Source organism: Variovorax paradoxus EPS, assembly GCF_000184745.1.
In the GTDB taxonomy this organism is placed as follows: domain Bacteria; phylum Pseudomonadota; class Gammaproteobacteria; order Burkholderiales; family Burkholderiaceae_C; genus Variovorax; species Variovorax paradoxus_C.
In genome coordinates, this window is record NC_014931.1 from 5,867,007 (window position 1) to 5,881,846 (window position 14,840).

Annotated in this window: 13 protein-coding genes; 4 read left to right on the plus strand and 9 right to left on the minus strand. The window is 68.4% G+C overall.

Annotated elements, in window-relative coordinates; all coding sequences use genetic code 11:
* Positions 1-10 precede the first annotated feature (10 nt).
* The 9 genes from VARPA_RS26940 to VARPA_RS26980 all read right to left on the minus strand — a co-directional run bounded on the left by VARPA_RS26940 (position 11) and on the right by VARPA_RS26980 (position 9,754).
* Positions 11-1,792, minus strand: coding sequence for a tannase/feruloyl esterase family alpha/beta hydrolase (locus tag VARPA_RS26940; RefSeq protein ID WP_013543759.1), 1,782 nt, complete (start codon positions 1,790-1,792; stop codon positions 11-13).
* A gap of 169 nt (positions 1,793-1,961) precedes the next feature.
* Complete coding sequence (locus tag VARPA_RS26945; RefSeq protein WP_013543760.1) at positions 1,962-2,867, minus strand: SDR family NAD(P)-dependent oxidoreductase; 906 nt, start codon at positions 2,865-2,867, stop codon at positions 1,962-1,964.
* A 43-nt stretch (positions 2,868-2,910) separates the two neighbouring features.
* The gene (locus VARPA_RS26950) at positions 2,911-3,858 is read right to left on the minus strand and encodes a 3-keto-5-aminohexanoate cleavage protein (RefSeq protein ID WP_013543761.1); all 948 of its coding nucleotides are present in this window, start codon (positions 3,856-3,858) and stop codon (positions 2,911-2,913) included.
* Positions 3,859-3,897: 39 nt separating this feature from the next.
* On the minus strand, positions 3,898-4,620 hold the full coding sequence (locus tag VARPA_RS26955) for an ABC transporter ATP-binding protein (protein ID WP_013543762.1): 723 nt from the start codon (positions 4,618-4,620) through the stop codon (positions 3,898-3,900).
* On the minus strand, positions 4,617-5,372 hold the full coding sequence (locus VARPA_RS26960; RefSeq protein WP_013543763.1) for an ABC transporter ATP-binding protein: 756 nt from the start codon (positions 5,370-5,372) through the stop codon (positions 4,617-4,619). Before VARPA_RS26960 ends, VARPA_RS26955 begins: the two co-directional genes overlap by 4 nt.
* Complete coding sequence (locus VARPA_RS26965) at positions 5,369-6,613, minus strand: branched-chain amino acid ABC transporter permease (protein ID WP_013543764.1); 1,245 nt, start codon at positions 6,611-6,613, stop codon at positions 5,369-5,371. Before VARPA_RS26965 ends, VARPA_RS26960 begins: the two co-directional genes overlap by 4 nt.
* A 4-nt stretch (positions 6,614-6,617) precedes the next feature.
* Positions 6,618-7,559, minus strand: a complete 942-nt coding sequence (locus VARPA_RS26970) for a branched-chain amino acid ABC transporter permease (RefSeq protein WP_013543765.1) — start codon at positions 7,557-7,559, stop codon at positions 6,618-6,620.
* Between the two features lie 84 nt (positions 7,560-7,643).
* A complete protein-coding gene (locus VARPA_RS26975; RefSeq protein WP_013543766.1) occupies positions 7,644-8,897 on the minus strand; it encodes a branched-chain amino acid ABC transporter substrate-binding protein in 1,254 nt (417 codons plus the stop codon).
* A gap of 65 nt (positions 8,898-8,962) precedes the next feature.
* The gene (locus VARPA_RS26980) at positions 8,963-9,754 is read right to left on the minus strand and encodes an SDR family oxidoreductase (RefSeq protein WP_013543767.1); all 792 of its coding nucleotides are present in this window, start codon (positions 9,752-9,754) and stop codon (positions 8,963-8,965) included.
* A gap of 195 nt (positions 9,755-9,949) precedes the next feature.
* On the opposite strand from VARPA_RS26980, the gene VARPA_RS26985 reads away from it, so the two are divergent.
* The 4 genes from VARPA_RS26985 (at position 9,950) to VARPA_RS27000 (ending at position 14,828) form a co-directional block, all read left to right on the plus strand.
* On the plus strand, positions 9,950-11,962 hold the full coding sequence (locus tag VARPA_RS26985; protein ID WP_013543768.1) for a helix-turn-helix domain-containing protein: 2,013 nt from the start codon (positions 9,950-9,952) through the stop codon (positions 11,960-11,962).
* Between the two features lie 123 nt (positions 11,963-12,085).
* A complete protein-coding gene (locus VARPA_RS26990; protein WP_013543769.1) occupies positions 12,086-12,673 on the plus strand; it encodes an NAD(P)H-dependent oxidoreductase in 588 nt (195 codons plus the stop codon).
* Positions 12,670-13,941: an amidohydrolase family protein gene (locus VARPA_RS26995; protein ID WP_013543770.1), complete on the plus strand. Its 1,272-nt coding sequence runs from the start codon at positions 12,670-12,672 to the stop codon at positions 13,939-13,941. Before VARPA_RS26990 ends, VARPA_RS26995 begins: the two co-directional genes overlap by 4 nt.
* A gap of 23 nt (positions 13,942-13,964) precedes the next feature.
* Entirely contained in the window at positions 13,965-14,828 is an 864-nt protein-coding gene (locus VARPA_RS27000; RefSeq protein ID WP_013543771.1) for a creatininase family protein, read from the plus strand.
* Positions 14,829-14,840 lie beyond the last annotated feature (12 nt).

The window sequence follows — 14,840 nt, forward strand, 5'->3', positions numbered from 1 at the left end:
CGCCGGTGCCTCAGTCGGCGCAGCGGAAGGAGGCCGCGAGGTTCACGTCGCCGGCCCCCTTGTACTGCGGCCACTTCGGGTAGTCGCACAGCGGCCGGGTGCGGCCGGGGACGCCCGCCGTGTCGGTCGTCACCTGCCCTGCGGGGGCTGCGCCCTTCTCGGCCCATTGCTCCAGCGCCGTGAGCGAATCCCAGGTCGCATTGAAGACGCTGCTCACCGCATGGCCGAGGCCCGCGACCTCGTAGTACCGAACGAAGGAATCGACCTCCGCAAGCCCCAGCCGCGACTGCAGCCGCTGGTAGTACTGCTCGGTGGCGCGCGTGCTCACCAGCACGTCGGCCAGGCCGTGGGCCAGCAGCAGCTTGCCGCCGCGCGCCTTGAACGCCGAGATGTCGGTGCTGACATCCAGTTGCGTGCTCAGCGCGCTGATGCGGTTGGCCCACGGGCCGGCGTTCTCCGGATCGAGCGAGAGCGAGTCGTAGAGCGGATCGCGCGTCACCGAGTACTTGATCCACTGATCGGTCAGCACGCTGACATAGGGCGCGGTCGCCGGCATCGGCCGCCCCGGCTGCGAGGTGCCGAACGCCAGGAAGGTCACCACAGGCTCGAGCGGCGAAGTCCAGGTGGTGATGCCCAGGTCCGCACCCCACACGTTGTAGCCCGGGTACTGCGTCTCCCCGCTCGCGAGCAGGTAGTTGAAGTTGGTCGGCGTGTCGATCGTCTTCAGTGCCGCGATCTGCGCATCCGAGAGGCAGGTGTTGCCGGTGTCGGCGCCGCCCGCGCAGCGCACCGGAACGCCCGCCAGCGTGGCCGTCGACGGATCGAAGCGCGCGTTGCAGAGGTTCTGGTTGCTGATGAGGCCGTCGGTGGCGCCGTCGAGCGCATCGCACGCCTCCATCGCGGCCTTGTAGAGCACCTCGCGCTTGGGCACGTTGGGGTAGGCGCCCGGCTGTGCGAGCGCGCGGCTCATGCGGTGCCCGGCCAGCAGCGCCGCTGCATCGTTCCACGCCGGGTACCACGCGATCGCGCCGTCCCAGTCCGCGGGCCAGCGCTGGATGGCCGTCAGCGCTTCGCGCCCGCCGGTCGAGCCGCCCGCGAAATACGCCTTCACCGGGCTCGCGGCGTAGCGTGCCTTCACCAGCGACAGCGCCACGTCGTGCACCTTCTTGAGCACGTCGCCGCCGAAGTTGCGCACGGCCTCGTCGTTCAGGCCGAAGGAGCCGTCCTGCGAACCGAGTGCGTTGGCCTGGTGGCCCGAGTCGCTCGCGAAGGTGGCGTAGCCGCGGCCGAGCGGCGTGGGCTGGTCGACGGGGCCGTTGGGCACATTGCCCTTCACGTTCGGGATCGTGCCGTTGAACCCGCCGCCGCCGAACATGACGACCTTCTGGTTCCAGCGCGTGGGCAGCGCCAACTGGAAGAGGATGTTGGGCGCAGCCGGATCGACCGGCGCGATCTTGCCCGCGACCTCGCAGTACTCGGGCACGGCGGCCGCGCCGCTTCCGCTCGCGGCCACGGTCTTGACGGACGTGACGGTGGCGCCGGAGGTGGGCAGGCCGATGGCCGATGCGGCAACGGCCATGCCCTGCAGCTGGTCGCAGGTGAGCGCCGCAGGCTGCGAAGGCGGCGGCGGAGAAGCCGGTGGCGGCGACGCGGGCGGTGGCGCGGCCGGGGGCAGGGTCACGAACGGGAAGCCGCCGCCGCCACTGCCGCCCCCACCGCAGCCGGCGAGCATGGCCGTCGCTGCGAGGCAGGCTGCGGCCATCAGGGCCAGGTCTCTGTTGCTGGATTTCATGGGTCTGTCTCCGATGCCTTTGTGAGTTGCGTACACGGCCTTCTTTCGAGGCCCGACAAAGTCTCGCGCGCGCCCCTCTCGAATCCAATGTGCGAACCCGACATCGGCGGGGCACATCCGATGTGGTGCCCCCATGCAGTGAAAACCCTCGCCGCGCGCTTTGTTCGGGTTACGCGCCGGGCAGCGCCATCTCGATGCCGGCCTTGGAAAGCTCCAGCTGGTATTGCTCGAACCCCGTGCCGGGCACGCGCTCGTCCTGGCGGTCGAGGATCTCGTCCATGCGCGAACGGATGTGCGCCACCGGGTCTTCCGCGTCGCCGATGAAGATGCCCTGCGTCATCGTGATGTTCGCGCTCTCGAAGCTGCCGGCGCCCGCGAGCAGGATGGTGCGTGTCGGCGCGTCCTCGCCGACGAGTGCGACGAGCCCCGGGCTCACGTTGTCCGGCGCGAGCCGGGCCAGCGCTTCGGGCGGCAGCACGCCTTCGGTCATGGCCGTCGCCGCCGTGGGCGCGAGGCAGTTCACGCGAATGTTCTGCTTCGCGCCTTCGAGCGCGAGCGTCTGCATGAGGCCCACGAGCGCCATCTTCGCGGCGCTGTAGTTCGACTGGCCGAAGTTGCCGTACAGGCCCGATGAAGAGGTCGTCATCACGATGCGCCCGTAGCGGCGCTCGCGCATGTGCTCCCACACCGCCTTCACGCAGTGGACGGTGCCCATCAGGTGCACGTCCATCACGCGCCGGAAATCGTCGAGCGACATCTTCGAGAAGGTCTTGTCGCGCAGCACGCCCGCGTTGTTCACGAGGATGTCGATGCGGCCCCATTCGCCGATGGCGCGCGCGGCCATCTGCTCCATCTGCGCGAAATCGGTGACGTCGCCGCCGTCGGCGATGGCCAAGCCGCCGGCCCGCACGATCTCGTCGGCGACTGCGCGCCCCGGCGAGCCTTCGTGCCGGCCCGCCACGTCGTTGACCACGACACGCGCGCCATGCCGGGCGAGCGCCAGCGCATGCGCCTTGCCCAGGCCGCTGCCGGCCCCGGTGACGATGGCCACGCGGCCGTCCAAGAACTTCTTCATTGCTACTCCTGATTGATATGAATGGCTTGTTTCGCCCGGGCGTTCAGAACGCGACCGCGTCGCGGCCCTTCAGGCCCAGCATGGCGCGCGCCTCGTCGGGGGTGGCGATCTCGAGCGAGAGCTCTTCGAGGATCCGGCGGATCTTTCTCACCTGCTCGGCGCACGACTTCGCGAGCTGCCCCTTGGCGAGGTAGAGGCTGTCCTCCAGACCCACGCGCACATTGCCGCCCATCACCGCGCCCATGGTCAACAGCGGCATCTGGTGGCGGCCCGCGCCGAGGATCGAGAAGCGGTAGCCGTCGCGCCCGAAGAGGCGGTCGGCGGTGGTGCGCATCACCACGAGGTTCTCCGGGTCCGGCCCGAGGCCGCCCAGGATGCCGTAGATGCTCTGGATGAAGAGCGGCCCCGTGATGAGTCCCTCGTCCACGAAGTGCGCGAGGTTGTAGAGATGGCCTACGTCGTAGCACTCGAACTCGAAGCGCGTGCCGCAGTCATCGCCCAGCACTTTCAGGATGTGCTTGATGTCGCGGAAGGTGTTGCGAAAGATCAAGTCCTCCATGCCTTCGACGTACGGCTTCTCCCACTCGTGCTTCCACTCGGCGATGCGCCGCGCGGCCGGGTGGATCGAGAAGTTCATCGAGCCCATGTTCAGCGAGCACATCTCGGGCTTGGCCTGCAGTGGATAAGCCAGCCGCTCCTCGAGCGTCATGCGCGTGCTGCCGCCGGTCGTGATGTTGATGACCGCGTCGGTGGCATCGCGGATGCGGGGCACGAACGCATCGAAGATCTTCGGGTCGGCCGAGGGCCGGCCGTCCTTCGGATCGCGCGCATGCAGGTGCAGGATGGCGGCGCCGGCCTCCGCGGCCTCGATGGCCTGCTCGGCGATCTGGTCGGGCGTGAGCGCCAGGTGCTCGGACATCGTCGGCGTGTGGACCGAGCCGGTGACCGCGCAGGAAATGATGACCTTGTCTTGGGTGGTTGTGGTTGCCATGTCGGGATTCGCAGCGGTGAATGGAAAAAGAGAAAGGCGTCAGACCGCGAGCCACTCGGCCACGAGCTTCTCGTCGGCCGCCAGCTCCTGCGGCGTGCCCTCGAAGACGATGCGCCCGTGTCCCATCACGCACACGCGCGTGGAGACCTTCAGCGCAATGGCCAGCTTCTGCTCGACCAGCACGACCGAGACGCCCTTGCGGTGCATGTCGCGGATGCATTCGGCGACCTGCGCGACGATCTTGGGCGCAAGGCCCTCGGTGGGTTCGTCGATCAGCAGCACCAGCGGATTGCCCAGCAGCGAGCGGCACATCGTGAGCATCTGCTGCTCGCCGCCGGACATGCTGCCGGCCTTGGTGTTGCGGCGCTCCTTGAGGCGCGGGAAGTAGTCGAACATCTCCTCGATGCGCCAGCGGTGCGCGCCGGGCACGGGCGTCTGCTCGCCCATGCGCAGGTTCTCGTCGACCGTGAGGTTGGCGAACACCTCGCGCTCTTCGGGCACGTAGCCGATGCCGGCGCGGCAGATGGCGTAGGGCCTTGCGCCCGCGAGTTCGCGGCCCTGCAGCCGGATGTGGCCGGAGGTCGGCGTGACCAGCCCCATCACGGCCTTCATCGTGGTCGAGCGCCCTGAGCCGTTGCGGCCGAGCAGGCTCACGACTTCGTTGCGCGCGACCTGCAGGTTCACGCCATGCAGGATGTGGCTCTTGCCGTAGTGGGCGTGCAGGTCTTCGACGTGCAGCAGGGTTTCGGCGGCGGCGCTCATGCGGCCACCTCCTCGCCCAGGTAGGCTTCCTTCACGCTCGCGTTGGCGCGGATCTCGTCGGGCGTGCCGGTCGCGATCACTTGGCCGTAGACCAGCACGCTGATGCGGTCGCTGAGCGAGAACACCACGTCCATGTCGTGCTCCACGAGCATCAGCGCGCGCCCTTTGGTCACTTCGAGGATCAGCTCGGCGGTGTAGTGCGTTTCCTCGTTCGACATTCCAGCCATCGGCTCGTCCAGGAGGATCACCTTCGGGTCGGAGGCGAGCGTCATCGCGATCTCGAGCGAACGCTGCTCGGAGTACGCCATCTCGCCGGCGATGGCGCCCGCCCGGCTTGTCAGCCGCACCAGTTCCAGCAAGCGGTACGTTTCTTCGCGGACGCGCCGGTCGCTATCGATGAATTTCCAGAACGCATACGCGAGCCCGTGCGGACGCATCACGGCGAGGCGGATGTTCTCGAACACGCTGAGCTTCGGAAAGATGTTGGTGATCTGGAACGAGCGCGCCAGGCCCAGCCGGTTGATCGCCTGCGGCGTGCGGCCGCCGATGGAATGCCCGTCGAAATGGACCGTGCCGGCGCTCGGCGCGAGGTGCCCCGAGATGAGATGGAAGAGCGTGGACTTGCCCGCGCCGTTCGGGCCGATGAGCGCGTGCCTTTCGGTGCCGAGCAGGTCGAGGTCCACGCCGCGCATGATTTCCGTTGGGCCGAAGGACTTGCGCAGCCCGCGGATGCTGAGGATCGGATCGCTCATGCGGCACCTCCCGCGCGCTCGGTGGCCTGCTTGAGGTGCCGCTGCCCGACCCACGCGAGCAAAGCGCCCGCACCGATGAGCACCACCGGCACCGCCCACGTCGCCACTGCCGTCGGCGACCAGGCGCGCGCGAGCAGCGTGACCGGCGGCCAAGCGCCGCCCGCGGCGAGCTTGGCCATTGCGCGGTAGTCCTGCGAGAAGATGCGCTGCAGCATCTCGACCGCGAACGCGCCGCCCATGCTCAGCAGCACCGCCGCGGCGATGGACAGCAGCACCAGTGGCACGAGGCGCGCGATGCCGATGCTTTGGCGCAGTCGCCCGGTGGTGCCGATGAGACCGGCGAGCCCCGAGGGCATGAACATCATCACGAGCACGAACAGGATTCCCTGGTAGAGCAGCCACGACTGCGTGAGGTCGGAGACGGCGTAGCCGAAGAAGGTCATGAGCGCCGCGCCGAACGCGGGACCGAGGAACACCTTCACGCCGCCGATGTATGTGTTGAGAACGACGGCGGCCGAAAGCGCCGGATCGAACACCACGTAGTTCGCCGATTCGTTCGACACCACCTGCAGGCCGCCCGCGATGCCCGAGAACATCGCCGAGATCGCGAACACCAGCATGCCCAGGCCGTGCACGTTGTAGCCGAGGAAGCGCAGCCGGTGGCTGTTTTCGCGGAGGCCGTAGGCGAGACGGCCCATGGGCGTGCGCGTGAACAGGTACAGCAGCAACACCGACAGCAGCACCCACGCGAGCGTGAGGTAGTACACCTGCGTGGTCGATCCGAAATCGAGGCCCCATGCCGGCATGCGCATGGTGGACACGCCGGCCTCGCCGCCGAAGAGGCCCTTGAGGTGTGGCGCGAGCGAGTGCACCAGCTCGGCGATGGCTAGCGTGATCATCGCGAAGTAGGTGCCGGTGCGCTTGGTCGCGAACCAGCCGGCGATGCCGCCGAAGACCAGGCCGCAGGCGGCGCCCGCGAGCGGCATCAGGGGCGTGGGCAGGAGGCCCGCGCCGCCGATGGCGTTCATCGCATGCACGGTGCCGAACGCGCCGACACCGAAATAGGCAGCGTGCCCGAAGGACAGCATGCCCGCCTGCCCGCACAGCAGGTTGTAGGCGCTCGCGAACAGCGCGGCGATGAGCATCTGGATGGCCGCGTTCAGCAGCCCCTGCGACAGCAGGAAAGGCAGCGCGGCGAGCGCCGCGACGCCCGCGAGGACGAGGAGAAGCGCCGTCTTCATCGCGTCACGCCTTCTCGCCCATGAGGCCGCTGGGCCGCACGAGCAGGATCAGCAGCATCAGCGCGAAGGGAATGGTCGCGGACAGGCTGGAGATCTTCAGCGTCATCAGGCCGCCCACGCTCGTGGCCCATTCGCCTGCGCCGAAGAGCGCAAACAGGTCGGCGAGGCTGCGGTCCACGCCGACGGCCAGCGAGGTGACGACGCCGATCAGCAGCGAAGCCAGCATCGCCCCGCCGAGCGAGCCCAGCCCACCGACCACGACCACCACGAACACCATCACGCCGAGTTCGAGCGCCATGTTGGGGTTCGTCGTGTAGAACGCGCCGGCCACCGCGCCCGCCAGGCCCGCGAGCGCAGCGCCCACGCCGAAGACACCCATGAAGACCAGCGGCACGTTGTGCCCCAGCGCCTCCGCCATGCGCGGCTTGTAGATGGCCGAGCGCACCACGATGCCCACGCGCGTGCGCGTCAGCAGCAGGTAGATGACCACGAACATCGCGATGGCGACGCCGCCCATCAGGAGGCGGTACACCGGGTACTGCGAGCCGCCGACCGTGAAGGCCGACACATCGAGCGCCGCGGGAATCCGGTAGTCGACCGGGTAGTTGCCGAAGAAGAGCTTGATCGATTCGGCAACGATGAACGAGAGGCCGAAGGTCAGGAGCAGCTCATGCGCATGCCCGTGGTGGTGCACCCGCCGCAGGAAGAAGCGCTCGACCACCACACCCACCAGTCCCACGAGCACCGGCGAGACAAGGAGCGCGAGCCAGAAGCCGATGGCGCCCTGCAGCGTGTACGCGAAGTACGCCCCGAGCATGTAGAACGAGGCGTGCGCGAAATTGAGCACGCCCATCATTCCGAAGATGAGCGTGAGCCCGGCCGACACCATGAACAGCAGCAAGCCGTAGATGACGCCGTTCATGAGGGAAACGATGATCTGGTCCATAGGTTTTCTTCAGCAGCCAAAGCTGCGCCACGCGGGACGCTCGCGTCCCGCCGGCGTGTTGAAAGTTCAGCGGGAAGCGCAGGCTCAGCCGGGCCGCTTCATGGCGCAGCTGGCCTGCGCGGGCGTCGATGCTTCCTGCGCGGTGAAGCGCTTGACCGGCTTGAAGCCCATGTCGGTGTCATCCACCTTGAACTTCGCATCCTTGGTGACGGTGGACACCACCATCGGCAGCTGCGCCTGGTGGTCGGCGGCGCGCATGCTCATGTCGCCCATCGGCGTCTTGATGGTGGTGGCCTCCAGCGCCTTCGCGAACGCGTTCACGTTGAGCGCGCCGCCTTCGGGCTTGGTGCGCTTCAATGCATCGGCCACCATGGCCATGCCGAAGACGGTCTGCGGCTCGATGAACACCGGCACGTGGCCGGTCTTGGCCTTGTAGTCGTTGACGAAGCGCTCGCCTTCGGCACCGCCCGCCTCGGGGTTGAAGGTCTGCACGACGAAGTGGCCGACGGCCAGGTCGCCGGCATTGGCGAGGTTGCCCGGCTGGTCGAGGTAGACCGTGCCGAAGCGTGCCTTCAGGCCCGCCGACTTCGAGGCCTTCATCAGCAGCAGCAGGTCGTTCGACCAGTTGCCCGTGAGCACCGAGTCGGCCTTCGACGCAGCGATCTTCGCGACGTAGGGCGCGAAGTCCTGCACCTTGTTGACGTCGTGCAGCGTCTTCTCGACCACCTGGTAGCCGCCCGCCGCCGCGTTGTCGGCGATGGCCTTCTCCATGTCCTGGCCCCAGGAGTAGTTCTGGTTGATCGAATAGACCTTGGTGCCCAGCGCATTGGCCTGCTTCATCGCGCTCACAAGCGCCTTGGTGCGCACCTGCGGATCGCCGCCGAAGCGGAAGTGGTGGAAGTTGCACTTCTCGCCGGTGAGCTCCAGCGCTTCGGCGCCGACATTGAGGTAGACCATCTCCTTGCCGGGATTGCGCAGGTTGTACTTGCGGATGTCTTCGGTGATCTGCCCGCCGATGGCCGACGAGGCGCCCTGCACGATGAGCTGCACGCCGTCCGCCGCGGCAGCCTTGAGCTTGTCGGCCGCGCCAGCGGGGCCGCCCTGGTTGTCGTACTCCAGAAGCTGCACCGGCTCGCCGTTCCAGCCGCCCGCGGCGTTGATCTGGTCGATGGCGTAGCGAACGGCCGCGCGATACGCCTGGCCCGACGAGGCCTGCGGACCCGAGAGCGTTTCGAGCACGCCGATCTTGACCGGTGCGGCCGATGCCGTCGATGCGGCGCCGCAAAGAAGACCCACCGCGGGAACGAGGGCGAAGGCGAGTGCGTTGAACTTGTGCATTGATGTCTCCATGCTTTTTATGAAAAGGAAATCGAAAGGGGATGCAGCGGTCGCGCCCGGAGCGCTCAGAGGTATTCCATGTTCCCGTCGACGCTGATCGCCTGGCCGGTCAGGTTGCGCGCCGCGGGCGAAGAGAGAAAAAGCGCCATGGCCGCCACGTCGTCCAGCGTGACCATGCGGCGCAGCGAGATCTTCTGCAGGTACTGCGCGCGCATCGCCTCCACCGACACGCCCGCGGTCGCCGCGCGCGCGCCGATCACGCTGTTCATGCGCTCGCCTTCCACCGTGCCCGGAAGGATCGCGTTGACGCGCACGCCGTGCGGGCCGAGCTCGATCGCCAGCGATTTCATGAGGCCCACGATGGCCCACTTGGTGGCGGCATACGGCGTGCGAAACGCATAGCCGAGCCGGCCCGCGACCGAGCTCATCGCAATGAGGCACGGGTTCTGCGCGGACTGCCGGAGCAAGGGCACGGCACGCTGGGCGAAATAGAACTGGCTGTTGAGGTTGACGGCCACCGTGCGTTCCCAGTCGCCGCGGCTCAGGTCCTGGATCGCGCCGGTCGGCCCGGCAATGCCGACGTTGCTGACCAGAACGTCGAGCCCGCCGAGCGCGCCCTGCACATCGTCGAAGACGAGGTCGACGTCGTCGGGCACCGAGGCATCCGCCATGCTCGAGGTGATCTCGGGCGCCTCGACGGCCAGGCGGTCGAGGGCGCCGCGGTCGATGTCGCACACATGCACGCGCGCGCCGGTTTCGCGGAAGGCGCGGGCAACGGCCGCGCCGATGCCGGAGCCGCCCGCGGTGACCAGCACGCGCAGGCCGGGCGCGGGCCGCAGTGAATCGATGATGCTCATGGGATGTGTCGTGATGTCTCGTGTGAACGGTTCGGCACGGCAAGTGTCCGGAAGCCCCTTGCCGAAACCTATGTGCGGCAGACACACATCCGACGCCCGTGCGATGTGATCCATGGCGCATGCGGCGCGCACCCACGCGAACTAGGGCTTGGGCCCATGCCCATGCGCGCGTCGTTCTGCTAGCCTTCGCGCCCTATGCCGGCACCGCCCCACGAACGAAAGCGAACGAACGGCCCGTCGCTGGGCCAGACAGGCGAAGAGATCGCACCCGAGCTCATCGGCCTCCTGCACCGGAACGCATCCGCGGAAGAGTTCGCCGCCTGCCTCGCGCATGTCGAGTCACTGCCCGATGCGCTGCAGCGCAAGCCCGGCTTGGTGGAACTGGTGCGCATGGCCATGGCGCTGCGCAACCGGCTCGAACTGCACGAGCAGCGCGAACGCGGCATGCTCGCGGTGATCGAATCCGCGCAGGACCTCTCGAGCCGCCTCGATCTCACGGGCCTGCTGAAAGCCATCGTGAGCCGCGCGCGCAAGCTGATGGGCGCGCACCTGTGCTGGCTCACGATCTACGACACGGCGAGCGGCGAGTTCCAGGTGGTCGTGGCCGACGGCGCCATCTCCGACCGCACCGGCAAGATGACCGCCGGCAGAAACCTGGGCGTGGCGGGTATCGTGATGTCCACGCGCCTGCCCTTCTTCACGCCCGACTACCTGCACGACAACCGCTTCGCGCACGACCCCGCGCTGGACGACACCTTCAGGGACGAAGGCGTCGCCGCGCTGGTCGGCGCGCCGCTCATGTGCGACGACAACGTGATCGGCCTGCTCTTCGTGGCCGACCGCTACCACCGCACGCACACGGCGCTGAACGTGTCGATCCTCTGCACGCTCGCCACGCACGCGGCCGTCGCCATCAACAACGCCAAGGCTTTTGCGGAAGCGAAGACGGCGCTGGACAACGCGGACCTCGCGCGCGCCGAACTCGAGCGGCATGCGCGCGATGTGCAGGAGGCGGCCGAGGCGCACGAGCAACTCACCTCGCTGCTCGCGAAGGGCGCGTCGCTCGGCGCGCTGTGCGAGTCGGTCGCGCAGCTTCTGAATGGCAGCGTGCTGGTGCTCGACGAAGCCAGCGAGGTGATCGGCCGCGCCACCGCACCGGGCTACACCGGCACGGCGGCCGATGCCTATGCGCCGCACGACGAGCACAGCGCCGCGCTGGCGCAGGCGCTGCGCGAGAGCCGCCAGGCCGGCCGCTCGGCGGTCGCCTACACACGCGGCGGCGAGCTTTGCCGCGCGATCGCGGTGATCGGCGGCAACGACGTGCTCGGCGCGGTGCTGCTCTTCCGGCACGAGGACCTGCGGGACATCTCGGTGCGCACCTTCGAACGGAGCTCGAGCGTCATCGGCGTCGTGCTGCTCTCGCAGGAGCGCGTGGAGGCGAGCAAGAGCCGCGATGTCTCGGCGCTGCTGCACACGCTCATCTCGCCGCGGCAGGACGAACCCGCCCTCACGCAGGACCGCGCCGAACGCTTCGGCCTCGACCTGTCGCAGCCGATCTCGCTGATGGTGGTCGAGATGGAGCAGCCGCGGCCGGGCTTCTGGGCGCGCCGCCTCAGGACCGGCGCACCGCTCTCGGACCTGGTGATGGACGAAGTCGACGGCGCGCTGGCCATCGTGTGCGGTGCGACGAAGGCGCAGGATGTCCTGGCGCAATTCACCGCATTCGCCAGCCGCGAGCTCGGCGATGCCTATCGGGGCGTGCTGTCGAGGCCGGTGAGAACGCCCGCGGAAATGCCGGCCCTGTATGCGACGCTGCGGCGCGCGCTCGCGGTGCTGGGCCGCCTGGGCATGCGCGGCCACATCGTCGGGCAGAACGAGATGGCGCTGTATTCGGTGCTCTTCGAGACGCACGACCAGGCGAGCCTGAACACCTTCCTGAATGCAGCCATCGGTGCCGTGATGGGTCATGACAGGAAGCGCGGCTCGGAACTCACGGCCACGCTGCTGGCGTATTTCGACAACAACCAGAACGCGAAGACGACCGCTGCGCGCATGGGCATCCACGTCAACACGGTGCGGCAGCGGCTTGCCAGCGTGGAAGAACTGCTGGGGCACTGGGGCAACGCGAGCCGGGCGCTGGAGATCCATGTGGCGCTGAGGCTCTGGAGCCTCGGCATGGCGGGCGACGCGCCGGCGCTCGAGGGCTGACCCGGCCGGGCCTGCGGGGCCCGACAGCGCAATCCAAGGAGAAATCACCACTCCGGTGCATCCGGACTGGCACGTCGCTTGCATAACCTGACCACTTGCTCTGATTAAGCGGTCAAACACACCATGCGCGTGCTCGTCGTCTACTGCCACCCGGTCGAAACCAGCTTCCATGCGGCCCTGCACCAGGAAGTGCTGAAGAACCTGCGCGCCGCCGGGCACGAGGTGGACGACTGCGACCTGTACGCCGAGGGCTTCGACCCGGTGCTCTCGCGCGAGGAGCGGCTCGGCTACCACGACGTGCCGGCCAACCAGCTGCCGCTCCGGCCGTATGTCGAGCGGCTGCAGTGGGCCGAGGGCATCGTGTTCTGCTTTCCGACCTGGTGCTTCGGACTGCCGGCGATGCTCAAGGGCTACTTCGACCGGCTCTTCATGCCGGGCGTCGCCTTCGACATCAGCGATCCCGCGAACGTGAAGCCGATGCTCACGCACATCCAGCGCATCAGCGCCGTGGTCACCTACGGCCGGCCGCGCTGGATGGCCTGGTACATGGGCGATCCGCCGCGCAAGATCGTCACGCGCTACATGAAGCGGCTCACCGGCCAACGCGCCAAGGTGGACTACCACGCCCACTACCACATGAACGTGGCGACCGAGCCCCAGCTCAAGCGCTTCATGGCGCGCGTGGGTCAAGCGATGGCGCGCTTCGCATGAACGCGCCCGTGTTGCTCGACAACGCGCGCCTGCCGCGCTGGCTGCTGCCGACGGACTGGCCGCAGCGCGATGGCGTTCCGGTGTTGGCGCGCGTTGCGCTCGACGCCGGGCGCGTGCAGTCGGTGCGCCCCGCCGACGACGCCGCGCCCTCTCCCCAAAGCTGGGACCTCGCCGGCACCCTCGTGCTGCCCGGCTTCGTCGACGCCCACACGCACCTGGACAAGGCCTTCACGCTCCCGCGCATGAAAGATGTGCAGCCGGGCCTGCTCGGCGCCATCGACGCGATGCTCGCCGACCGCGTGCACTGGAGCCCCGCCGACGTGCGCGAACGCGCCGCGCGCGGCCTGCAGTGGGCCTGGGAATGCGGCACCACGCATGTGCGCACGCACGTCGACTGGTGGGAGCCCGATGCGGTGCCACTGGCCTGGCCGGTGTTGGCCGAACTCGCAGAGGAATGGGCCGGCAAGGTGCGGCTGGAACAGGTGAGCCTGATCAAGTTGCCGCTGTTCGAAGACGCGGCGCAGGCGCTGCGCCTCGCGAAACAGGTGAAGGCCACGGGACCGCATGCGTTGCTCGGCGGCTTCGTGCATTCGACCAACTGGAGCGAGAACGCACTGCGCAACCTGCTGAACGCAGCGCAGGCCTGCGACCTCGACATCGACCTACATGTCGACGAAGAACTCAACGCCTCGGCGGTGGGCCTTCAGACCACCGCGCGCATCCTCCGCGAGATCGGCTTCGAAGGCCGCGTGGTCTGCGGCCATATCTGCGCGCTCTCGGTGCAGCCCGAGGCACAGGCCCTGGCCACGCTCGATGCGGTGGCGCGCGCGCCGATCACCGTGGTCTCGCTGCCCGCGACCAACCTGCTGCTGCAGGACGCGGTGACGGGCCGCACGCCGCGGCTGCGCGGCATCACGCTCGTGAAGGAAATACGCGAGCGCGGCATTCCACTGCTGTTCGCGAGCGACAACGTGCAGGACCCGTTCTGCCGGCTCGGCAGCTTCGACCCGGTCGAGGCGCTGGGCACGGCCGCGCTGGTCGCGCAGCTGGACGCCCCCTTCGACAACTGGTCGCAGGCGCTGTGCCGCGGCGACTGGCTGCAGCGCGCGCCCGCCACGACGGCGCCCACGCTGGTCGGTGCGAAAGCGGATCTCGTGCTCTTCACGCAGGCCGACCGCCACGGCTGGCCCTCGCGCACCGCCACCCGCGTGGTGCTGCGCGACGGCCATGTGACGCACGGCGACGCGACACCCTTCTTCCCCAAGTAAGCAAAGAACACGCAAGGATTCCCATGCTCCACGGCTACATCCCGCCCCACCGCTTCCTGCCCTACCTGAGCTGGACCGAAATCGCCGCGCTGCCCGACCGCGAGAACACCGTCATCGTGCTGCCCTGCGGCGCCATCGAGCAGCACGGCCCGCACCTGCCGTGCTCGGTCGACAGCGTGATCGCCTCGGGCGTGATGGGCCGGGCGCTCGAGAAGCTGCCCGCCGAGGTGCGCGCCTTCGCGCTGCCCACCATCACCTACGGCAAGTCGGAAGAGCACCTGCATTTCCCCGGCACGATGACGCTGACCGGCACCACGCTGCTTTCGACCGTGACCGAGATCGGGGAGTCGGTCTACCGCGCGGGTTTTCGCAAGCTCCTGTTCGCCAACGGCCACGGCGGCCAGCCGCAGGTGCTGGAGATGGCGGCGCGCGAGCTGCGGCTGCGGCACGGCGATTTCGTGATCGTGCCGCACGGCGTGTCGCGCCTGCCGAACGCATCGAGCAAGCAGATCAGCGAACAGGAAAAACGCCTGTCGATGCACGCCGGCCATTCCGAGACCGCGCTGATGCTCGCGCTCGCGCCCGACACGGTGCACATGGAGCGCGCGGCGGCCAACTTTCCGCCGCCCTTCCCGATCAAGCTGCTGTCGGCCGACGGCCGCCCCGCCTGCGCATGGACCGCGCGCGATTTCGGCCCGAGCGGCGTGATCGGCGATCCGACCAGCGCCACGCGCGAACAGGGCATCGAGATCCTGGAGACGCTCTCCGACAGCTGGGTGCAGGCGCTGACCGAGCTGCATGCGCTGCGCTGGGTGGTGCGCGAAGAGCCCACCTGGGAGCGCGGCCACCAGCAGGGTTTCATCCAGCAATCGTTCGTGCCGGCCTGAGGCGCGCTCCTT